The organism is Streptomyces sp. SudanB5_2050 (assembly GCF_964272335.1).
GTDB classification, from domain to species: Bacteria; Actinomycetota; Actinomycetes; order Streptomycetales; family Streptomycetaceae; genus Streptomyces; species Streptomyces rochei.
This window is the reverse complement of record NZ_OZ186760.1, coordinates 1251434-1272799: the sequence shown is the minus strand read 5'-3', so window position 1 is coordinate 1272799 and position 21366 is coordinate 1251434. Positions and strand designations below refer to the sequence as shown.

The following is a 21366-nucleotide window of genomic DNA, read 5'->3' as shown; positions in this document are numbered from 1 at the left end:
CAGGGTCCGGTCTCAGGGATGTCTCAGGGTCGCGGTCGGAACCGCCGGAAGCGCGGACCCGTTTTCAGGACAGAGAGCGGCGGTGGCCGCGAAGGAGGCGAGACCCATGTCGAAGAACGCCAAGGTCGCAGCAGGGGGTGTGGCGGCCGGGCTCATCCTGCTGATCTGGCTGCCCTGGTGGGCCGCCCTGCTGATAGTCCTGGGAGTCCCGGCCGCCGCGTACCTCACCCTGGACCCCTCGCAGCGGCGCAGGCTGCGCCGCGTCACGCGCAAGGAGCTGGGCCGCTGAGGCACCGCGGTCGCTGAGTCACTGCGGTCGCTGAGGTGCTGCGGTCGCCGGGGCGCTGCGGTCGCCGAGGGCTACGGCCGGGCCGCCCCGGCTCCGTCCAGGGCGCAGGCGTTGACCACATCACCGTCCGCGGGCCTGTCGACCGTGTGGTCCGCGGGCGGCGCGGTGCCCTGTTCCACCCACGCCGTCAGCGCGTCGAACGCCGAACGGAAGCACGGCAGGATCGGCCGCAGCCGCTCGGGATACGTGTCGTACAGCCCGTCGACATGCGTTCCGCCGGCGATCGTGTAGTAGCGGTGCAGCCCGCCCCGCCCGCGCGCGTCGATCATGCGCGCGTACACGTCGGAGTCGGCGGCCTTGGGCAGCAGCGCGTCCATGTCGCCGTGCAGGGTGATCAGTGGCTTGCCGATGCGTCCGGTCAGCGCCACCCGTGCCACCGCCCGGTGGACGGAGGCGGGGCGCCGCGCGAAGTCGTACGCCGCGTCGGACGGGCACGGCGCCAGGATCTCCTCCACGGTGGACCCGGCCGTGGGACCTGGACAGCGCGGGTCGTACGCCGGGTCGAACTCGGCTCGGTAGATCTTCTGCGTCAGACCCCAGTAGGACTTCTCGTGGTACGGCCACAGGAACGCGGAGCCGCGCGCGAAGCCGGCTGCGTACAGGTCCTCGTCCCGTGCCGCGCCGAAGGTCCGGGCGACCGTGACCGGAAGTGAGGTGAGCAGGTGGGGGCCGTGAGTGGTCCACAGCGCGCCCTCCCAGTCCACGCCGCCGTCGTACAGCTCCGGGTGGTTCTCCAACTGCCATCGGGTGAGGTAGCCGCCGTTGGAGATGCCGGCGATGTAGGTGCGACGCGGCGCGTGCCCGTAACGCTGGGCCGCCACGCGCCGGGCGGCCCGGGTGAGCTGGGTGGTCCGCGCGTTCCACTCCGCGACGGCGTCTCCGGGCCGGACGCCGTCGCGGTAGAAGTCGGTTCCGCTGTTGCCCTTGTCGGTCGCCGCGTAAGCGTAGCCCTGGGCCAGGACCCGGTCGGAGATCGCCTTGTCCGTGGCGTACTGCTTGCGTGTCCCCGGTGCGCCCGTCACGACGAGGCCGCCGTTCCAGTCGTCGGGCAGCCGGATGACGAACTGGGCGTCGTGCCGCCAGCCGTGCGTGTTGTTGAAGCGTGACGAGTCCGGGAAGTAGCCGTCGACCTGGACGCCGGAGATCCGGGACGGCGCCCTCGTGCCGCCGGCCGTCAGCCCCGCCTGGTCGGCGAGATCGGTGTACGGGGTGCCCGCCAGCCCCGTGGTCGTCAGATCGTCCAGGCACGCGGTGCGTTGCAGGGCCGCTCCCGGCACCCGCACCCGCTCCTGACGGGCGCAGTGCCCACTCCCGTCGGTGGCCGCGGTGGCCGGCCCCGGCGCGGTGAGCGAGACGGCCGTGAGAGCGGCGGCGAGGAACGGGACACCACGGAGCGTACGCATCGGGCCTCCAGGCGCGACGGGGGAGTGGAGCGGAGGGCTGCCCCATCGTGCGGGCCGGTCCCGACACCCTCCATGGGCTGGGGCCACATGGAAAGAGAGCCGGACATGGGGTCGGAAACAGTCCCGGAGGTGAACCTCCTCCGGCTCCCCGGCTCCCGTCGGCAGCGGCGCGTTCCTGCGCGCCGGTCAGCTCGGCCGTACGGCCATCTTGTCCAGCGCCTCCAGGAGGCCCGGCAGCGACGGCCCCCGGCCCACGGGCAGGACCTCGCCGGGCTCCTCGTCGAGCAGGACGAAGGCGATGTCGTCGGTCCGGGCGACCAGCGACCAGCCCGGGCCGTCGGCCCTCAGGGTCCGCGCGTCGCCCGACGCGAACGACGACCGCACCCGGCCCAGGGGTGGAGGCGTGTCGAGGTAGGCACGGGCCTCGGCGAGGACCCGCCGGACGCCGCTGTGCCCGAAGGACCCGGCGCCGGATTCGCCCGTGGACCCGGTGCCGTCGGTCGTGCTGGTGCCGTCCGTCGTACCCGGGCGGTCCGTCGTACCGGTCCCGCCCTCGCCCGTGGGACCGTGCGCGGCGTCGGCCCGGGGCCCCGCACCGGCCTCGTCCCCCGTAGCGTGCCCTGCCTCGTCGGCGCCGGCGGGCCCGGCCTCCTGCGGATCGGCCCCTTGCGGGCCGTCTTCCGGAGCGCCGGCCGCCGGCCCGTTCTCGGGAGTGCCGGGCGTAGAACCGTCGCCGGGAGTGCCGGGCGCCCGCCCGTCCTCCGCGGGGCTGTGTGCCGGCCCGTCCTCCGCCGGGCCGCCCACCGCGGAACCGGGACCCGCGGCGGGCGCGGGGAACTCCGCGTCGTCGACCTGCTCCCGCCACTGTGTCCACTGCAGGGCGATCTCGTCCGCCCCCAGACGCCGCTGCGCGGGCCCCCAGGAGCTGGTGTCGGGCGGCGACAGCGCGGGCCCGTCGGCGGACTCGGGGGCGGGATCGTGCGGCGCGGGCACACCGGGGGCGGCCACGGCGACCGCGAGCGGCCAGCCGGGCAGCGCGGCGACGACCGTCCGCTCGTCCGGCGACAGGTCGTACTCCATGCCGCAGTCCCAGGACGCCACGGCGACGGCGACCAGCGAGACGTCGTCGACGACGACGGTCCACCGCGCGCCCTCGCCGTCCTGGCCCAGCACCAGGCCGTAGCCGTCGGCCAGCGGCGGGAGTCCGAGCGCCGCGCACGCCTCCACGTAGTCGTCGCCCAGCACACTCGGGAACTTCGCCGGCGTCAGCAACACCGCCGTGAGCACGTAGAGCGCATCCTCCGCGGCGGCGACGGCGTCCTCGTCCGTCCCGGCCATCCCAGCCTCCCCATCGGTTCGTCCAATGGCGCGCACCCTAGTGCGACCGGGAAGCCCTTGTCACGACTCCCAGACGCACCCGAGCTGCAGTTTTCCGGCTGGACGGGGGCGAATCGCCCCCCGGGCACCCCGTCAGCTCGCGGGCAGCCCCAGCAGTGCCCGGGCCACATCCTGGGGCGACCGGTCGCTCTCACGCGCGAGGGCGACCACGGCCCGGCACGCCAGCTCGTTCACGCCGAACGACAGTGCCTCCGGGGACACCCAGCCCCTCGCCTCGTCGATCCTCTCCTGGTCGTCCTCCGCGCACGCGGAGACGTAGACGGCGGCGGCCTCGAACAGGTTGTGCGAACGTGCTTCCCCCGCCGTGTCCCCGTGCGTGCGCCGTGTGGCCCGAGATCTGGCCCAGTTCTCGCGGATCTTCCCGAACAAGCGGATCACCCTCCCCTGTCGACTTCCTGGCTGATCGTGTATCTCCCGCTACTCAACGTAGAGTTGAACCCTCGACGGCAGAAGGGGACGGCCACGGTGAAGCGATACGAGCGCCTGGAGCAGATCCGGCGGATGGACCCGTACGAGGACGCGTCGGAGATCTACCGGCTCTCCTCCGCCTACGAATTCCCCTGGGACTTCGCCCGCGCTCTGGAACTGGCCCTCTACCGCACCTACGCCGTCCCGAGCATCGGCCGGTTGCTGGCCGAGACGGCCGAGTTCACCGGCCGGCCCCAGAAGCGGTACGACGACACGGCGCTGCTGCTCGACGCCATCGTCGAGCACGGCTTCGACAGCGAACAGGGCCGCACCTCCGTCCGCCGCATCAACCAGATGCACCGCAGCTACGACATCTCCAACGACGACATGCGCTACGTCCTGTGCACCTTCGTCGTCACCCCCAAGCGCTGGATCGACAGCTACGGATGGCGCAGGATGTCGCGTCACGAGACCGTCGCCTCGGCGGTCCACTACCGCACACTGGGCCGGTACATGGGCATCAAGGACATCCCCGGCTCGTACGAGGAGTTCGAAGCCTGCCTCGACGCCTATGAGCGGGCCCACTTCGCCTGGGACGAGGGCGCCCGCCGGGTCTCCGACGCCACCCTCGACCTCATGGCCTCCTGGTACCCCGGCGTCCTCGCCCCGCTGCTGCGCACCGGCACCCTGGCCCTGCTCGACGAGCCCCTGCTGCGGGCCTTCCGCTACCCGGCGCCGAGCCCCGCCGTCCGCGCGCTCGTACGCCGCGCGGTGCGGCTGCGCGGACGGACGGTCCGGCTGATGCCGCCGAGGAACACCCCCCACCACGCCCGGCAGAACCGGGAGATCAAGGGCTACCCGAACGGCTACCGGCTGGCCGAGCTGGGCACCCGTCCCGTGCCGGGCGTGCGGGGCTGCCCGGTCCGTCACCTCGACACGCCGGTCGCCGAGTGAGCGTCGTCTCCGCGGCCCTCCGGGCCGGCCCGGGCGGTCGTCAGCTCTCCCGCACGGCCAGGGCCAGGAAACGGGCGTCCTCGTCCACGTAGGACGTCATGCGCCATCCCGAACCGGCCAGCAGCGGCCGGAGACGGGGCTCGGCGCGCAGGTCGTCCGAGGTGATCCGCCGCCCCTGTCGCGCCGCCAGCGCGGCCCTGCCGATCGGATGGAACAGGGCGAGAACACCACCGGGCCGGACCACGCGCGCCAACTCCCGCAGATTCGCGGGCGGATCGGGCAGGTGCGCCACGAGGCCCGCGGCGAACACGGCGTCCAGCGACCGGGAACGCAGGGGCAGGGCCGCGACGTCGGCGAGCAGCAGCCGCCCGTCGCGGTCCCGCCCGGCTCGTACGGCGGCCTGGAGCATGGCGGGCGTCAGGTCCGCCCCGACGACCAGACCCGAGGGACCCACGGCGGCGCGCAACGGGGGCAGGGCCCGCCCGGTGCTGCAGCCCGCGTCGAGCACGCGGGCCCCGTCGGACAGACCCAGCTCGGCGACCGCGGCGGTGTAGGCGGGGCCGTCGTCGGGGAACCGGCTGTCCCAGTCGGCGGCGCGGGCGCCGAAGAACTCCTGGACGTGCGTGTGGTCGTCGCTCATGCTCCGCATGATCCCGCACCCGCGACGGCACGGAGGGCGCCACGGTGCACATGTTCGAACCTGACGCGATCGTTCCAGCGCTTCTCTGTGTCACATAGCAACAGCTTTCGAAACGCGCCCCCGTTGTGCGCCCTCGGCGGGTCTAGCGTCCCGGGGCCATGGGACACCTGGACCACGCCGCCCTCGGCTGGCTGACCCCCGTGCTGTCGTACGCGATGGCCTGTACCGGCGCGGCCCTCGGGCTGCGCTGCACCGTGCGCGCCCTCGCCGTCACCGGGCGGGCGCGCCGCAACTGGCTGCTCACGGCCGCCTCGGCGATAGGCACCGGGATCTGGACGATGCACTTCGTCGCGATGCTCGGTTTCCGGGTCAGCGGCACCGACATCCGCTACGACGTGCCGCTCACGCTCGCGAGCCTGCTGGTCGCCATGGTCGTGGTCTGTGCCGGCGTCTTCGCGGTGGGGCGCGGGCGCGGGAGGACGCGGGCCCTGGTGCTCGGCGGACTCACCACGGGACTGGGCGTGGCCAGCATGCACTACCTGGGCATGGCCGCCGTGCGCCTGCACGGGGACGTGAGCTACGACCCGCCGCGGGTCGGCCTCTCGGTCCTCATCGCCGTCGCCGCGGCCACGGCGGCCCTGTGGGCGGCGCTCAACATCAAGTCCGCCCTCGCGGTGACCATCGCGTCCCTGATCATGGGAGCGGCCGTGAGCAGCATGCACTACACCGGCATGTTCGCGGTGAGCGTGCGGGTGACGCCGTCCGGTGAAGCGCTCCCCGGAGCCACCGCGATGCAGTTCATCTTCCCGCTCGCCGTCGGTCTGGGGTCCTACCTCTTCCTGACCTCGGCCTTCGTCGCGCTCTCGCCCACGGCCGGGGAGCACGGGACCTCCGCCCCGGCCCGCCGGCCCTACGGGACCGCAACCGGCAGTACGGCCGGGACCACAGGCGCGAGTTCGGCCGGGAGCACAACCGGCAGTTCAGCCGGCAGCACGGGCGCGAGCGAGGCCGGAAGCTCCAGCGCGGCCCCGGCCGGTAGCGGACGCCCCGGGCAATGACGATCCGGCGGCAGCGTCCCGAACCCACCCCGAGCGAGGAGACCATGCGCACACCACGGACGTCTTCCGCGGACGGCACCGAGCCGCCGGTCGGGCCACCCGTGCGCGGCCGTCGGGCACACGCCGGGCCACCGGCGGCGGACGAGGGCCCGACGGACCCCATGGCGGCGCCCCGGCCTCCGCCCGGCACGCGCGCCCGGCGCCGGCGCATACGTCCCCGAACGGTGCGAGCCAGGATCGTCTGCCTCCTGATGGTGCCCGTCGTCTCCCTGCTGACCCTGTGGGCGTACGCCACCGTCACGACGGCGCAGGACATCGCCCGGCTGCGCCAGGTACAGCGGGTGGAGGCCGAGGTCCGGGCTCCCGTCGGCGAGGCCGTAGCCGCCCTCCAGGCGGAGCGGCGCGCGGCGGTGCACCGCGTCACCGACCCCTCGGCGGTCCCGGGCGACGACTACCGGGAACTCACCGCGCGGACCGACCGCGCGGTCGCGGAGCTGCGTCTGGGCGACCGCCACACGGTCGCCGACAGCGGGGAACTCCCCACCGGAGTCGCCCGGCGGCTCGAAACGTTCGTCACCGGGGCCGAAGGGCTCGGACCACTGCGCGCCGCCGTCCTCGCCGGCGACGCGGACTGGAAGGAGGCGTACGGCCGGTACACGGCGGCGATCGCGGCCGCCTTTCCCGTGGGCGGCGCGCTGAGCGGCGTCCAGGACGCCGACCGGGGATCCGAGGCCCGGGTCCTCGTCGAGTTCGCCCGCGCGGGCGAGGCGCTCGCCCAGGAGGACGCCCTGCTGGCCGGGGTCCCACGCGCCGACGGCCTCGCCGGCGAGCGGCTGCGGTTGTTCACCGGCGCCGTCGACAGGCGGCGGACCCTCACCGAGTCCGCGGTCGCCGACCTGCGCGGCTCCGAACGCGCCGCATGGCGGGACCTGGCCGCCGACGGCGCCACGCGACCGTGCGCGCCGCCGAGGACGACGTGCTCGCCCCGGACCCCGGCGGTCCGGCGCCCGGGTCGGCGGCCCCGGTCACCCGCTGGGACGAGGCGCACGCGCGCGTGCGGGACGGCATGCGAGCGATCGAACTGGACGCCGGACGACATGTCGCCGACCGGGCCGACCCGTTCACGCGGGGTGTGCTCACTCCCGCCGGCGCCGCCGTCCTCCTCGGCCTCCTCGCCGTCGCCGCCTCGCTCGTCATCTCCGTGCGCATCGGCCGCGGCCTCGTGGTCGAACTGGTCGGCCTGCGCGACGGCGCCCTGGAGATCGCCCGGCGCAGACTTCCCGAGGCCATGCGCAGACTGCGCGCCGGCGAGGAGGTCGACGTCGACGCCGAGGCACCGCAGGGGCCGCCCGCCGAGGACGAGGCCGGACAGGTCGCCGAGGCCCTGGACACCGTGCATCGGGCCGCGCTGCGGGCCGCGGTGGAGCGCGCGGAGCTCGCCGGCGGCATCTCCGGGGTCTTCGTCAACCTCGCCCGCCGCAGCCAGATCCTGGTCCACCGCCAGCTGAGCCTCCTGGACCGCATGGAACGCCGCTCCGACGACCCGAACGAACTGAGCGACCTGTTCCGCCTCGACCACCTCACCACCCGCATGCGGCGGCACGCCGAGAGCCTGATCATCCTCTCCGGCGCCGCGCCCGGCCGTGCCTGGCGCATGCCGGTCTCCCTCACGGACGTGGTCCGCGCGGCCGTCTCCGAGGTCGAGGACTACGCGCGCGTGGAGGTACGGCACCTCCCGGAAGCGTCCGTCGTCGGCGCCGCGGTCGCCGACCTCACCCACCTCATCGCCGAACTCATCGAGAACGCCGCCCAGTTCTCGCCGCCGCACACGCGGGTACGCGTCACCGGCGAGCCGGTCGGCAACGGGTACGTCGTCGAGGTCGAGGACCGCGGGCTCGGCATGGGCAGGGAGACGCTCGCCGAGGCCAACCGCCGCATCGCCCGCTCCGAGGCGCTCGACCTCTTCGACAGCGACCGTCTCGGCCTGTTCGTGGTCAGCCGGCTCGCGGCCCGCCACGACATCAAGGTGCACCTGAAGACCTCGCCCTACGGCGGCACCACCGCCGTCGTCCTCCTGCCCACGGGCCTCCTGGACGACGGCACGCCGGGACGTCCGTCCGGAGCGGCACCCCTGGCGTCGCCGCCCGAGTTCGCCGGGTACGGGTCCGTACCCGCCCCCGTCGGGCACCCGGAGCCCGTCCCCGTACCGGCAGGGCGCCCGGCACTGGCGGCCTCCGCACCGGCGGCGGGGGAGGACCCGGCACCTCCACGGCCCCGAGGAGCGTCCCCCTTGCGCCTGCACCGCCCCCACGACCCGCCCGCGCCCGCCGACGACCCCGGCCCGCCACCCACCACGGGCCGGGCCACCGACCCGGGACCGTCACATCCCCGAGGCCGACCCACCGGCATCGGACCGTCCCCCCTCGCGGCCCGACCGGCCGACGAAGGGCTGTCACCCTTCACGGGCCGCCGGGCCGACGACGGACCGTCGCCTCTCGCGGGCCGGCCGGCCGATGACGGTTCGTCGCCCTTCATGGGCCGCCGAGCCGATGACGGACCGTCGCCTTTCACGGCGCGACCGGCCGACGAGCGGCCGTCCCCGAGCGCAGCCCGGCCGGCCGACGACGGACCGTTCCTCCTCGCGGACCGGCCCACCGACGACCGGCCGCCACCCACCAAGGGCCGGCCCACCGACCCCGGACCGTCCCCCACCGAGGGCCTGCCCGCCGAGAACGGCGGGGCGTACACCACGGCCCGGTCCGACGACCTGCCCCGCCGCGTGCGGCAGGCCAGCCTCGCCCCCCAACTGCGCGACGCGCGCCCGGCGGACCCCGAGCCGCCGCCGGCCCCGCCCGGCCGGGACGAACGCACCCCCGAACTCGTACGGGAGCGCATGGCGGCCTACCGCGACGGCTGGTCGCGAGGCGGCGGCCGGCCCCCCGGTCGTCGCCCACCGCAGGACGCGCGGGCCGACGACCACGGAGCAGAAGGAGACCCCGCATGATCCACGATCCCGGCACCGGGAGCGCCCGGCGGACCCGCGAACTCGACTGGTTGCTGGACGACCTCGTGGGGTGCGTGCGAGAGGTGCGGCACGCCGTGGTGCTGTCGAACGACGGACTCGCGGTGGGCGCGTCGACCGGTCTCGGCCGGGAGGACGCCGAGCACCTCGCGGCGGTCGCCTCCGGCTTCCACAGCCTGGCCAAGGGCGCGGGCAGGCACTTCGGTGCCGGAGGCGTGCGCCAGACCATGGTCGAGATGGACGACGGATTCCTCTTCGTGGCCGCCGCCGGCGACGGCTCCTGCCTCGCCGTCCTCACCGCCGTGACCGCCGACATCGGCCTGGTGGCCTACGAGATGGCACGGCTGGTCAAGCGGGTGGGCGAGCACCTGCGCACCGCGCCGCGCGCCGTGGCGCGCCCGCCCGCCGGCGGATGACCCGGGAGGGCCGCACGGATGACCGACCACACCACGGGCACCGACCGGGACCGGCCGGGCAGCCAGTGGTACGACAACGAGGCCGGGCCGCTGGTCCGCCCCTACGCGATGACCGGCGGACGCACCCGGCCCGGCCCCGAGTGGGTGCGGTTCGACCTGATCGCCCTCGTCACACGCGTCCCCGGCGCGCCGGGCTCCGACGACGCCGTGCTCGGCCCGGAACACCGGACCCTGGTCCGCCTGTGCCGGTCCGAGACCCAGTCGGTCGCCGAGCTGGCCGCGGACGCCGACCTGCCCGTGGGAGTCGTCCGGGTCCTCCTCGGCGACCTGGTGGAACTCGGCTGTGTGACCGTGAGCCGCCCCGTACCTCCGGCCCGTCTGCCGGACGAACGGATTCTGCGGGAAGTGATCGACGGACTCCGCGCACTGTGAAGGAGCCGACAGCCATGACCGGCACGACCGTGCACCACCCGACGGACCGGGAGAAGTGAACGATGGTCTCCGAGCACGCAGACGCCACCGACGGCGACACGACGGCGCTGGCGTTGAAGATCCTGGTCGCCGGAGGGTTCGGCGTCGGCAAGACCACCCTGGTGGGCGCGGTCAGCGAGATCCGGCCGCTGCGCACGGAGGAACGACTCAGCGAGGCCGGCCGGCTGGTGGACGACACCGAGGGCATCGACCGCAAGGTCACCACGACCGTCGCGATGGACTTCGGCCGCATCACCATCCGGTCCGGTCTGTCCCTGTACCTCTTCGGCACACCGGGCCAGGATCGGTTCTGGTTCCTGTGGGACGAGCTGTCCCAGGGTGCGCTCGGCGCCGTGGTCCTCGCGGACACCCGGCGCCTGGCGGACTGCTTCCCGGCCGTGGACTACTTCGAGCACCGGCACATCCCGTTCGTGGTGGCCGTCAACTGCTTCACGGGGGCGCGCCGGTACGGGACGCAGGACGTCCTGCGCGCCCTCGACCTCGATCCGGGGACCCCCGTGGTGCTGTGCGACGCCCGGGACCGCGATTCGGGCAAGGAGGTGTTGATCCGGCTCGTCGAGTACGCCGGGCGGATCCACACCGCCCGGCTGCTCGACTCGGTGCGCTGAGGGCACCGGCTCCCGCCCCGGCCGGGTCTCAGTCCGCCACGGCCTTCTGCGCCAGCACCTTGTCCACGGTGACGCGGACGAGGAGTTCACCCGGGACGCCGTTGCGCGCCCCGAACTCCTCGGCGCGTTCCTCACCCATGTACCGGGCCCCGATGCGCGCGGCCCAGTGCCGGAGGTCGGCCGGGTCCCGCGAGAGGCGGGCGCGGCCCTGCAGCACGACGAAGTCGAAGGGGGGCCGGTCGTCGTCCACGCACAGGGCGACGCGGCCGTCACGGGCCAGATTGCGCCCCTTCACGGTGTTCTCGCCGGTGTTGAACACCACGTCGTCCCCGTCCAGCAGGAACCAGATCGGGGCCACGTGCGGGCTGCCGTCCGCCCGGACGGTCGAGAGCTTGGCGGTGCGGGTGCCGTCCGAGACGAACGCCCGCCATTCCTCATCGGTCATCTTCTCTGCCATGCCCACATCCTCCTTGCCCGGAGCACGGGCGTGGTGAAGGCTGGCGGGCAGATCCCCCGGCACGGGGGAGACGCACGCATACGGGGACGACACGGGGAGACCGGATCATGGCGCAGAACCAGGGACTCGGCTGGCTGCTGGACGATTTGACGGAACGCGTCCCACACGTCCGGCACGCGTTGGTGCTCTCCAACGACGGGCTGGTGACCGGGGCCAGTACGGGGCTGCGCCGCGAGGACGCGGAACACCTCGCGGCGGTCTCGTCCGGACTGCACAGCCTGGCCAAGGGCTCGGGACGCCACTTCGGCGCGGGTCAGGTACGGCAGACGATGGTCGAGTTCGACGACGCCGTGCTGTTCGTCACCGCGGCGGGCTCGGGAAGCTGCCTGTGCGTACTCAGCGGAGCGGAGGCCGACATCGGGCAGATCGCCTACGAGATGACCCTGCTCGTGAACCGGGTCGGCGAGCACCTCGACGTCGATGCCCGTCAGCCGGGCCGGATATCTCCCACAGAGCTCTGACCTGGTCGTTCAGCACTCCTGCGGGGGCACCTCGAAGGTTTTCCACAGGGTCGGCGCGAAAGGGGCCGGGGCGGCTACGGTTTCTGTGTCAGGCGGGCGCCGACCGGCGCCCGGCCGCACACTCCACGGGGGAGACCACCATGTCCGGCAGCACTCGCACGCACGGAACCACCACCACGACCGCCCGGCGCGTCGCCCGCACCGGCTCGACCGAGGCCGAGCCCGGCCTCGCGGCGCGGGGACCCGGCCTCGAACGCCCCGAGGCCGGCCTCGCCGTGCGCAGACCCTGACCGAAGGCTTGCCCGCGACCTGACTAGAGGGCCCGGAACAGTCCCTCCTGGACGACGGACACCAGCATCCGCCCGTCCCGGTCGTAGATGCGCCCCCTGGCCAGCCCACGTCCCCCGGTCGCGATCGGCGACTCCTGGTCGTACAGGAACCACTCGTCCGCACGGAACGGCCGGTGGAACCACATGGCGTGGTCCAGCGACGCCATGTCGAAGCCCCGCGGGCCCCACAGCGGTTCCACCGGGATGCGCACCGCGTCCAGCAGGGTCATGTCGCTCGCGTAGGTCAGGGCGCAGGTGTGCACGAGCGGGTCGTCACCGAGCGGGCCGACCGCGCGCATCCACACGGCGCTGCGGGGCTCGGCGTCCTCGACCTCCTCGGCGCTCCAGCGCAGCCGGTCCACGTAGCGGATGTCGAAGGGCTGGCGGCGGGCCATCCGCTCGAACTGCTCGGGCAGCGCGCCCAGGTGCTCCCGCACCTCGTCGGCGACCCTCGGCAGGTCCTCCGGGTCCGGGACCTTGCGGGCCGGCGGCAACTGGTGCTCGAAACTCCCCTGTTCAGGCTTGTGGAAGGAGGCGGTCAGCGTGAAGATCGTGCGGCCCTGCTGCACCGCGGTGACCCTCCGGGTGGTGAACGACCGCCCGTCCCGGTCCCGTTCGACCTGGTACACGATCGGCACGCCCGGGCGGCCCGGGCGCAGGAAGTACGCGTGCAGCGAGTGCACCGGGCGGTCGCCGTCCGTGGTGCGTCCCGCGGCGACCAGCGCCTGGCCGGCCACCTGGCCGCCGAAGACCCGTTGCAGCGACTCCTCGGGGCTGCGGCCGCGGAAGATGTTGACCTCGATCTGCTCCAGGTCGAGCAGGGCGACGAGGCTCTCGGCCGGATTCGTCATGGGTGGTTCTCTCCTGTGCTCACAGCTGGCCGACATCGGTGACGCGGACGACCGCCCGGCCCTCCGCGTCGGAGGCCGTCAGGTCGACCTCCGCGCTGATGCCCCAGTCGTGGTCGTCGTTCGGGTCGTCGAAGATCTGCCGCACCCGCCACAGGCCGTCGCGCGGTTCCTCCTCGATGACCAGCAACTTGGGGCCGCGGGCGTCGGGGCCGGTGCCCAGGTCGTCGTACTCGTCCCAGTACGCGTCCATGGCCTCGCCCCAGGCGTCGGCATCCCAGCCGGCCTCGCCGTCCATCTCGCCCAGCTCCTCGACCTGGTCGAGGGCGGCGAGCTCGACGCGGCGGAACATGGCGTTGCGGACCAGGACGCGGAAGGCCCGCGCGTTGGCGGTGACCGGCCGCACCTGGTCGGCCTTCTCCTGCGCCTCCTCGGCGGTCATCTCCTCCGGGTTGGCCAGCTGCTCCCACTCGTCCAGCAGGCTGGAGTCGACCTGGCGCACCATCTCGCCCAGCCACTCGATCAGATCCTGGAGGTCCTCGGACTTCAGGTCGTCGGGGACGGTGTGGTCGAGCGCCTTGTAGGCGCTCGCGAGGTAGCGCAGCACGATGCCCTCGGTGCGGGCCAGCTCGTAGTGGGAGACCAACTCCGTGAAGGTCAGCGCCCGCTCGTACATGTCCCGGATGACCGACTTCGGCGACAGCGGATGGTCACCGACCCACGGGTGGCTCCGGCGGTAGGTGTCGTAGGCGTGGAAGAGCAGCTCCTCCAGGGGCTTCGGGTACGTGATGTCCTGGAGGCGCTCCATGCGCTCCTCGTACTCCACGCCGTCGGCCTTCATCGCGGCGACCGCCTCGCCGCGCGCCTTGTTCTGCTGGGCGGCCAGGATCTGCCGCGGATCGTCCAGCGTCGACTCCACGACGGAGACCATGTCCAGTGCGTACGAGGGGGACTCGGGGTCCAGCAGCTCGAAGGCGGCCAGGGCGAAGGTGGACAGCGGCTGGTTCAGCGCGAAGTCCTGCTGCAGATCCACCGTGAGCCGCACGATGCGCCCCTCGGCGTCCGGCTCGTCCAGCTTCTCGACGATGCCGCCGTCCAGCAGCGAGCGGTAGATGGCGATCGCCCGGCGGATGTGCCGCAGCTGCTGCTTGCGCGGCTCGTGGTTGTCCTCCAGCAGGTGCCGCATGGCCGCGAAGGCGTTGCCGGGCCTGGCGATCACGGACAGCAGCATGGTGTGCGTGACCCGGAAACGGGAGGTGAGCGGCTCGGGATCGGACGCGATGAGCTTCTCGAAGGTGCTCTCCGACCAGGCGACGAAGCCCTCGGGAGCCTTCTTGCGGACGACCTTCCGCCGCTTCTTCGGATCGTCGCCGGCCTTGGCGAGCGCCTTCTCGTTCTCGACCACGTGCTCGGGCGCCTGGGCGACGACGAAGCCCTCCGTGTCGAACCCCGCGCGCCCGGCCCGGCCCGCGATCTGGTGGAACTCGCGGGCCCGCAGTGTGCGCACCCGGGTGCCGTCGTACTTGGTCAGGGCCGTGAACAGCACCGTGCGGATGGGCACGTTGACGCCCACGCCGAGCGTGTCCGTACCGCAGATCACCTTCAGCAGACCGGCCTGGGCGAGCTTCTCCACCAGCCGCCGGTACTTGGGGAGCATGCCGGCGTGGTGGACGCCGATGCCGTGCCGGACGTAACGGGAGAGGTTGCGGCCGAACTTGGTGGTGAAGCGGAAGTTGCCGATCAGATCGGCGATCTTCTCCTTCTCCTCACGCGTGCACATGTTGATGCTCATCAGCGCCTGCGCCCGCTCCACGGCCTGCGCCTGCGTGAAGTGCACGATGTAGACGGGCGCCTGCCGGGCCTCCAGCAGATCGGTGAGCGTCTCGGTGAGCGGCGTGTAGCGGTACTCGTAGGAGAGCGGCACGGGCCGGGTGGCCGAGCGGACCACCGCCGTGGGGCGGCCGGTGCGTCGCGCGAGGTCCTTCTCGAAGAAGGAGACGTCACCGAGGGTGGCCGACATCAGGACGAACTGCGCCTGCGGCAGCTCCAGCAGCGGGATCTGCCAGGCCCAGCCGCGGTCGGGCTCCGCGTAGAAGTGGAACTCGTCCATGACGACCTGGCCGATGTCCGCGTGCCTGCCGTCGCGCAGCGCGATCGACGCCAGGACCTCGGCGGTGCAGCAGATGACCGGCGCGTCGGCGTTGACGGAGGCGTCACCGGTGAGCATGCCGACGTTCTCGGTGCCGAAGAGCTTGCACAGCTCGAAGAACTTCTCCGACACCAGAGCCTTGATCGGGGCGGTGTAGAAGGTGACCTCGTCACGGGCGAGGGCCGCGAAGTGGGCGCCCGCGGCGATCATGCTCTTCCCGGAGCCGGTGGGCGTCGACACGATCACGTTCGCGCCGGAGACCACCTCGATCAGCGCTTCCTCCTGATGGGGGTAGAGCGTGAGACCGCGCTCCTGGGCCCACGCCTCGAAGGCTTCGTACAGGGCATCGGGGTCGGCGGTCCGCGGCAGCTGATCGATGAGGGTCACGCCCCCATCTTGCCTGGCCTCGGCCGCGATGGGGGAATCGGCTGTCCGCGTGAAGATCACGAACGCTACGCTGGGTCGCCGACGAGGCTTCGGCCGACCGGGACAACTGCACAGCGGCACACGAGGAATGGGGCGGGCAACGGCGATGATGGGACCAGCGCACTCACTGTCGGGCGCCGCGGCGTGGCTCGGCGTCGGAGCGGCGACCGCCGCGGCCGGGCACCCGATGCCCTGGCCGGTGCTGCTCGCCGGAGCGCTGATCTGTGCCGGAGCCGCGCTCGCCCCGGACCTCGACCACAAGGCGGCCACCATCTCGCGGGCCTTCGGACCGGTCTCACGGGGGCTGTGCGAGATAGTCGACAAACTGTCCTACGCCGTCTACAAGGCGACGAAGAAGCAGGGCGACCCGCGCCGCTCCGGCGGCCACCGCACACTGACCCACACCTGGCTGTGGGCGGTCCTGATCGGCGGCGGCACCTCGGTGCTGGCCATCACGGGCGGCCGCTGGGCGGTGCTGGCGATCCTCTTCGTGCACATGGTGCTCGCCATCGAGGGCCTGCTCTGGCGGGCGACCCGGGGTTCCAGCAGCGACGTGCTGGTCTGGCTGCTGGCCGGGACCAGCGCCTGGATCATCGCCGGGATACTGGACAAGCCGGACGGCGGTGCCGACTGGCTGTTCACGGCGCCGGGCCAGGAGTACCTGTGGCTGGGGCTGCCGATCGTGCTCGGAGCGCTGGTGCACGACATCGGGGACGCGCTGACCGTCTCGGGCTGCCCGATACTCTGGCCGATACCGGTGGGGGGCAAGCGCTGGTATCCCATCGGCCCGCCGAAGGCCATGCGCTTCCGGGCGGGCAGCTGGGTCGAGCTGAAGGTGCTGATGCCGGCGTTCATGCTCCTCGGCGGAGTGGGCGGCGCGGCGGCGCTCAACTTCATCTGAGGGCCGCACGGCCACAGCCCCGCGGGCCCGCGTCGGGGTCCGCGCCGGGGCACGGACCCGGTCGCCCGGCCCGTTCAGCCGGTGCCGCCGGCGCCCTGCCCCTCGCCTCCGCCGCCGTAGCGCCGCTCGAAACGGGCGACGCGTCCCTCGGAGTCCACGGTCCGCGCCTTGCCCGTGTAGAAGGGATGGCTCTCGGAGGAGATCTCCACGTCCACCACCGGGTAGGTCTCGCCGTCGTCCCAGGCGATCGTCTGGTCGCTGGTGGCGGTGGAACGCGTGAGGAAGGCGTATCCGGCGCTGCGGTCCCGGAAGACCACGGGCCGGTACTCGGGGTGTTTGTCCTGCTGCATCGCTGCTCCTCGTGCGGCGCGGATGATCGGGGCGGCGGCGGGACGCCGCCGCGGGGGGCGTCAGCCGGGCAGGGAGTCCTCGTCGACGACGTGCATCGCGGCCTCCTCGGCGGAGGCGGCGGCACCGTCGATGCCCACGTCCGTGGCGACCAGGGCGGGCTCCTCGTCCTCGTGCGCCCCCTCGTCGGGGGCCACGAGCCGGCCGGAGCGGTCCGTGCCGACCTCGTTGTCCAGCAGTTCCCCGTCGGTGCCGTCGGAATCGCCCAGTCCGTCGCCGTCCGGGGCGAGCACGTCCGGCCGCTCCTCGGACAGCCGCTGTTCCAGCGTCTCGCCCCGCCGGCGTTCGGCGGCGGTCACACCGGTGTGTTCCACCGCCCAGGGGCGTTCGGGCGGGGACCAGCCGCGGTCGAGGGGGTCGTCCACACCGTCGTACTCGAGGGTGTCCTCGCCGTCGAGCAGCCCCGTGTCCTCGCGCTGCTCGGATCCGTCGGGCTGATAGACGTCGTCTCCCCATCCGCCGACGCTGTTCACGGGTACCTCCAGGGGGGTGGGGCGGGACCCCGTCTCGCCGTGGTCCGCGGCGGGCCGCCGCTGCACGGGGCACAGGCGACACCCCTCGCGGAACCACGCGGTCCCGGGGGCTCCCCCGAGCCGGTGCCTCCTCCCAGCCTTCCACTCCCGTTCGGGAACCCGCAACGGCACGGCCGTCGACCGGGTCCCCGCCACCGGTGCCCCGCCGGGCCGCCCGGTGGCCCGGACCGGTACACGGCGGGGACCGCTCCCGACCGGTGCGGGCCCCGCGGCCGCGCCGTCAGGGTGCCCGGCCCGGTGCCGGGCGGCGTGCCCTCACCCGTGCCAGGACCGCCACAGCGCCGCGTAGGCACCGTCCGCCGCGACCAGTTCGTCGTGGCTGCCCAGCTCGCTGATCCGCCCGTTCTCCACGACGGCGATGACGTCCGCGTCGTGGGCGGTGTGCAGCCGGTGCGCGATCGCGATCACCGTGCGGCCGTCCAGGACCCTGGCCAGGGACCGTTCGAGGTGGCGGGCCGCCCTGGGGTCGAGCAGCGACGTCGCCTCGTCCAGCACCAGCGTGTGCGGGTCGGCCAGCACCAGGCGGGCCAGCGCGATCTGCTGGGCCTGGGCCGGCGTGAGCGTGAAGCCGCCCGAACCGACCTCGGTGTCCAGGCCCTCCTCCAGCGCCCGGGACCAGACGTCCGCGTCGACCGCGCCCAGCGCCGCCCACAGCTCGGCGTCGGTGGCGCCGGCCCGGGCCAGACGGAGGTTGTCGCGCAGCGAACCCACGAAGACGTGGTGCTCCTGGTTGACGAGGGCGACGTGCGAGCGGACCCGTTCGGCGGGCATCCGGGACAGCTCCGCGCCACCGAGGGTGATCCGGCCGTCGCGCGGACCGTAGATGCCGGCCAGCAGCCTGCCCAGCGTCGACTTGCCGGCCCCCGACGGTCCGACGAGCGCGACCCGCGTGCCGGGAGCGACCTTCAGCGACACCTCGCGCAGGACGTCCACCCCCTCGACGTAGCCGAAGTGGACACGGTCGGCGTGCACGTGCCGTCCGTCGGGGGCCAGGGCGGCGTCACCGGCGTCCGGCTCGATGCCGCGCACACCCACCAGCCGGGCCAGGGACACCTGGGCCACCTGCAGCTCGTCGTACCAGCGCAGGATGATGCCGACCGGGTCGACCAGCATCTGCGCGATCAGCGCCGCGGTGGTCAGCTGACCGACCCCGATCCAGCCCTGGAGGACGAACACACCGCCGATCAGCAGGACGGAGGCGAGCACGGTCACATGGGTGATGTTGATGACCGGGAAGAGCACCGAGCGCAGCCACAGGGTGTAGCGCTCCCAGGCCGTCCACTCCTTGATCCGGCGCTCCGACAGCTCGATGCGGCGGGCGTCCAGCCGGTGCGACTCGACGGTGCGCCCGGCGTCCACGGTCTCGGCGAGCGCGGCGGCCACGGCGGCGTACCCGGCGGCCTCCGAGCGGTAGGCGGAGGGAGCCCGCCGGAAGTACCAGCGGCAGCCGATCACCAGCAGCGGCACCGCGAGCAGCACCACGGGCGCCAGCGGCGGGGCCGTGACCACGAGCCCGCCGAGCAGCAGCACCACCCACACGGCACCGATCGCGAGCTGGGGCACGGCCTCGCGCATGGCGTTGGCGAGCCGGTCGACGTCCGTCGTGATGCGGGAGAGCAGGTCTCCGGTCCCGGCCCGTTCCAGGACGCCGGGCGGCAGCCCGACCGACCGCACCAGGAAGTCCTCGCGCAGGTCGGCCAGCATCCGCTCGCCGAGCATCGCCCCGCGCAGCCGCACCTCCCGCACGAACACGGCCTGGACGGCGAGCGCGAGCACGAACAGCGTGGCCGTGAGACCCAGGTGCAGTTCCCGGGCGCCGTCCGACACCCGCTCCACGAGGCCGCCCAGCAGATAGGGGCCCGCCATGGAGGCGATCACCGCGACGGTGTTGACGGTGACCAGGAGGGCGAACGCGCGACGGTGCCGGCGCAGCAGTTCGCCCGCGTAGGCGCGTACGGTCGCGGGCGCGCCGACGGGCAGGGTGCTCGCCGTCGTCGGGGCCGCCGGGTCGTACGACGGTGGCGCGACGCCGATCATGCCGTCTCCTCGATCTCTTCCAGTCGGTGCAGTACGTCTCGGTGCAGTACGTCGTCGCCGGGGGCGCCGCCTTCGAGGACCGCCGAGTCCCGGTGCGCGGCGCTCTCCTCGTCGGTCTCGCGGGTCACCACCGCGCGGTACCGGGGCTCGCCGTGCAGCAGGTCCCGGTGGGTGCCGGTCGCGGCGGCCTTGCCGTCGTGCAGGAACACGACCCGGTCCGCGCGGTCGAGCAGCAGCGGCGACGAGGTGAAGACCACGGTGGTCCGCCCCTCGCGCAGCGACCGCACGCCCTGCGCGATCCGCGCCTCGGTGTGCGAGTCCACGGCGGAGGTCGGCTCGTCCAGCACCAGTGCCTCCGGGTCCGTGATCAGGGACCGGGCCAGGGCGAGCCGCTGGCGCTGCCCGCCCGACAGGGAGCGGGCGCGTTCGGTGATGCGGGCGTCCAACGGGTCGTCCGCGCCGACCGATCCCTGCACCAGGGCCGCCAGCACGTCCCCGCACTGGGCCGCGGCCAGCGCGTCCTCGGTGTCGACCGCGCCGGAGGAGGGCACGTCGAGCAGTTCGCGCAGCGTGCCGGAGAGCAGCACCGGGTCCTTGTCCTGCACCAGGACGGCGGTGCGCGCGGCCTCCAGGGGCAGCTCGTCGAGCGGCACCCCGCCCAGCAGCGCGGAGGTGCCCTTCTCCGAGGGGTGGCCGCCGAGGCGCTCCGCCAGGCGCCCGGCCGCGTCCGGATCGCCGCACACCACGGCGGTGAACCGGCCGGAGGGCGCGAGCAGCCCGGTCTCCGGGTCGTACAGATCCCCGGTCGGCACCTCGGCCGGGCGTGATCCGGCGGTGTCGGTGGCCCGCTCCAGGGCCAGCACACGCGCGGCCCGTTTGGCGGAGGGCCGGGAGAAGGAGTACGCCATGGCGATCTCCTCGAAGTGCCGCAGAGGGTAGGTGAGGAGCATGACGGAGCTGTAGACGGTGACGAGTTCGCCGACGCCGATACGCCCTTCGCGGGCCAGGTGGACGCCGTGCCAGACCACCGCGATCAGCAGCAGTCCGGGCAGCAGCACCTGGATCGCGGAGATCAGGGACCACATGCGGGCGCTGCGCACGGCCGCGTGGCGCACCTCCTGGGAGGCGGCGCGGTAGCGCTCGAGGAAGAGTTCCTCGCCGCCGATGCCGCGCAGCACCCGCAGCCCGGCGACGGTGTCCGAGGCCAGTTCGGTGGCGCGGCCGGCCTTCTCCCGCTGGACGTCGGCCCGCCGGGTGGCCCGGGGCAGGAGCGGCAGTACCGCGAGGGCCAGCACGGGCAGGCCCAGGACCACGACGACACCGAGCGCCGGCTCGTAGACGACGAGGGCCACGCAGACCAGCACGATGGTCAGCGCCGCCGCCGTGAAGCGGGAGACGGCCTCCACGAACCAGCCGATCTTCTCCACGTCACCAGTGGAGACGGCCACGACCTCCCCGGCCGCGACGCGGCGGGTCAGGGCCGAGCCCAGCAGGGCGGTCTTGCGGGCCAGCAGTTGCTGGACGCGGGCCGCCGCGGTGATCCAGTTGGTGACGGCGGCGCGGTGCAGGAAGGTGTCGCCCAGCGCGTTGCCCGCACAGCACAGCGCCATGAGGCCACCGGCGACGGCGAGTCGGGAGCCGGAGCCGTCGACGACGGCCTGGATGGCGAGACCGACGCAGAACGGCAGGGCGGAGACGGAGGCGAAGTGCAGCAGGCCCCAGGCCAGCGACTTGAGTTGTCCACCCAGCTGGTTGCGGAAAAGCCACCACAGGAATCGGGGCCCCGAGCGTGCGTCCGGCACACCCGGGTCGGGGAACGGAAGGTCTTGGATCTGCATGACGTCCCAGTGGCTCGTGTCAGGGAGGTGCCGTTGCCCACGGCATGAAGAAGCTGCAAACCGTGAAAGGTTCGCGTCGCGGCGTGCCCAAAATCAAGCGGTTTTCCGCGGTGGGGCATGAATCCGGCTGCCGTCCGACGCCCTGTTTCCGGGCGGCTCGGCGCGGGTGCG

At 73.4% G+C, this 21366-nt stretch carries 20 protein-coding genes and 1 pseudogene; 10 read left to right on the top strand and 11 right to left on the bottom strand.

Translation table 11 applies throughout. The features are described from left to right. Window positions 1-106: 106 nt before the first annotated feature. Window positions 107-289, top strand: coding sequence for a hypothetical protein (locus tag ACFZP7_RS05495; RefSeq protein WP_019327443.1), 183 nt, complete (start codon window positions 107-109; stop codon window positions 287-289). Between the two features lie 71 nt (window positions 290-360). Here the strand turns inward: ACFZP7_RS05495 and ACFZP7_RS05490 are convergent, their stop codons facing one another. From ACFZP7_RS05490 to ACFZP7_RS05480, 3 genes are all read right to left on the bottom strand, one after another. Next, a complete protein-coding gene (locus ACFZP7_RS05490; RefSeq protein WP_385633986.1) occupies window positions 361-1752 on the bottom strand; it encodes a tannase/feruloyl esterase family alpha/beta hydrolase in 1392 nt (463 codons plus the stop codon). A gap of 186 nt (window positions 1753-1938) precedes the next feature. Next, window positions 1939-3090, bottom strand: coding sequence for a hypothetical protein (locus tag ACFZP7_RS05485; protein WP_385633985.1), 1152 nt, complete (start codon window positions 3088-3090; stop codon window positions 1939-1941). 132 nt (window positions 3091-3222) lie between these two features. Further along, window positions 3223-3519 (bottom strand): hypothetical protein, encoded by a 297-nt coding sequence (locus tag ACFZP7_RS05480; protein ID WP_030974220.1) that lies wholly within the window; start codon window positions 3517-3519, stop codon window positions 3223-3225. Window positions 3520-3615: 96 nt separating this feature from the next. Here ACFZP7_RS05480 and ACFZP7_RS05475 point away from each other — a divergent pair, with 96 nt between their 5' ends. Continuing rightward, window positions 3616-4512, top strand: coding sequence for an oxygenase MpaB family protein (locus ACFZP7_RS05475; protein WP_046250214.1), 897 nt, complete (start codon window positions 3616-3618; stop codon window positions 4510-4512). A gap of 40 nt (window positions 4513-4552) precedes the next feature. Here the strand turns inward: ACFZP7_RS05475 and ACFZP7_RS05470 are convergent, their stop codons facing one another. After that, window positions 4553-5152, bottom strand: a complete 600-nt coding sequence (locus tag ACFZP7_RS05470; RefSeq protein ID WP_385633983.1) for a class I SAM-dependent methyltransferase — start codon at window positions 5150-5152, stop codon at window positions 4553-4555. A 158-nt stretch (window positions 5153-5310) separates the two neighbouring features. On the opposite strand from ACFZP7_RS05470, the gene ACFZP7_RS05465 reads away from it, so the two are divergent. The 5 genes and pseudogenes from ACFZP7_RS05465 to ACFZP7_RS05445 all read left to right on the top strand — a co-directional run bounded on the left by ACFZP7_RS05465 (window position 5311) and on the right by ACFZP7_RS05445 (window position 10748). Then, the gene (locus tag ACFZP7_RS05465; protein WP_355517684.1) at window positions 5311-6210 is read left to right on the top strand and encodes an MHYT domain-containing protein; all 900 of its coding nucleotides are present in this window, start codon (window positions 5311-5313) and stop codon (window positions 6208-6210) included. A gap of 44 nt (window positions 6211-6254) precedes the next feature. Then, window positions 6255-8312, top strand: a pseudogene (locus ACFZP7_RS05460) (nitrate- and nitrite sensing domain-containing protein); the annotation flags it as partial. Between the two features lie 898 nt (window positions 8313-9210). Continuing rightward, entirely contained in the window at window positions 9211-9648 is a 438-nt protein-coding gene (locus ACFZP7_RS05455; protein WP_019327435.1) for a roadblock/LC7 domain-containing protein, read from the top strand. 18 nt (window positions 9649-9666) lie between these two features. Then, window positions 9667-10080, top strand: coding sequence for a DUF742 domain-containing protein (locus ACFZP7_RS05450; protein ID WP_030974230.1), 414 nt, complete (start codon window positions 9667-9669; stop codon window positions 10078-10080). A gap of 62 nt (window positions 10081-10142) precedes the next feature. Continuing rightward, window positions 10143-10748 carry an ATP/GTP-binding protein gene (locus ACFZP7_RS05445; RefSeq protein WP_046250218.1) on the top strand — a complete coding sequence of 202 codons (606 nt, stop codon included), beginning with the start codon at window positions 10143-10145 and terminating at the stop codon, window positions 10746-10748. 28 nt (window positions 10749-10776) lie between these two features. Here ACFZP7_RS05445 and ACFZP7_RS05440 read toward each other — a convergent pair whose 3' ends face one another. Beyond that, entirely contained in the window at window positions 10777-11205 is a 429-nt protein-coding gene (locus ACFZP7_RS05440) for a PPOX class F420-dependent oxidoreductase (RefSeq protein ID WP_019327432.1), read from the bottom strand. 107 nt (window positions 11206-11312) lie between these two features. Between ACFZP7_RS05440 and ACFZP7_RS05435 the strand changes: the two genes are divergently transcribed. Both ACFZP7_RS05435 and ACFZP7_RS05430 read left to right on the top strand, forming a co-directional pair. After that, window positions 11313-11726: a roadblock/LC7 domain-containing protein gene (locus tag ACFZP7_RS05435; protein WP_019327431.1), complete on the top strand. Its 414-nt coding sequence runs from the start codon at window positions 11313-11315 to the stop codon at window positions 11724-11726. A 140-nt stretch (window positions 11727-11866) separates the two neighbouring features. Beyond that, window positions 11867-12016, top strand: coding sequence for a hypothetical protein (locus ACFZP7_RS05430; protein WP_385633982.1), 150 nt, complete (start codon window positions 11867-11869; stop codon window positions 12014-12016). Between the two features lie 23 nt (window positions 12017-12039). Here the strand turns inward: ACFZP7_RS05430 and ACFZP7_RS05425 are convergent, their stop codons facing one another. Continuing rightward, the gene (locus ACFZP7_RS05425) at window positions 12040-12906 is read right to left on the bottom strand and encodes an acyl-CoA thioesterase II (RefSeq protein WP_019327429.1); all 867 of its coding nucleotides are present in this window, start codon (window positions 12904-12906) and stop codon (window positions 12040-12042) included. 19 nt (window positions 12907-12925) lie between these two features. Next, window positions 12926-15439 carry an RNA helicase gene (locus tag ACFZP7_RS05420; protein WP_019327428.1) on the bottom strand — a complete coding sequence of 838 codons (2514 nt, stop codon included), beginning with the start codon at window positions 15437-15439 and terminating at the stop codon, window positions 12926-12928. Between the two features lie 145 nt (window positions 15440-15584). Here ACFZP7_RS05420 and ACFZP7_RS05415 point away from each other — a divergent pair, with 145 nt between their 5' ends. Further along, a complete protein-coding gene (locus tag ACFZP7_RS05415; RefSeq protein WP_385633981.1) occupies window positions 15585-16379 on the top strand; it encodes a metal-dependent hydrolase in 795 nt (264 codons plus the stop codon). Window positions 16380-16453: 74 nt separating this feature from the next. On the opposite strand, the gene ACFZP7_RS05410 is transcribed toward ACFZP7_RS05415, so the two are convergent. From ACFZP7_RS05410 to ACFZP7_RS05395, 4 genes are all read right to left on the bottom strand, one after another. After that, on the bottom strand, window positions 16454-16729 hold the full coding sequence (locus ACFZP7_RS05410; RefSeq protein WP_019327426.1) for a type B 50S ribosomal protein L31: 276 nt from the start codon (window positions 16727-16729) through the stop codon (window positions 16454-16456). Between the two features lie 60 nt (window positions 16730-16789). Then, window positions 16790-17260: a DUF5709 domain-containing protein gene (locus ACFZP7_RS05405; protein ID WP_029393774.1), complete on the bottom strand. Its 471-nt coding sequence runs from the start codon at window positions 17258-17260 to the stop codon at window positions 16790-16792. 315 nt (window positions 17261-17575) lie between these two features. Then, the gene (locus ACFZP7_RS05400; RefSeq protein WP_385633980.1) at window positions 17576-19357 is read right to left on the bottom strand and encodes an ABC transporter ATP-binding protein; all 1782 of its coding nucleotides are present in this window, start codon (window positions 19355-19357) and stop codon (window positions 17576-17578) included. Beyond that, the gene (locus tag ACFZP7_RS05395) at window positions 19354-21195 is read right to left on the bottom strand and encodes an ABC transporter transmembrane domain-containing protein (RefSeq protein WP_385633979.1); all 1842 of its coding nucleotides are present in this window, start codon (window positions 21193-21195) and stop codon (window positions 19354-19356) included. Before ACFZP7_RS05395 ends, ACFZP7_RS05400 begins: the two co-directional genes overlap by 4 nt. Window positions 21196-21366: the final 171 nt, after the last annotated feature.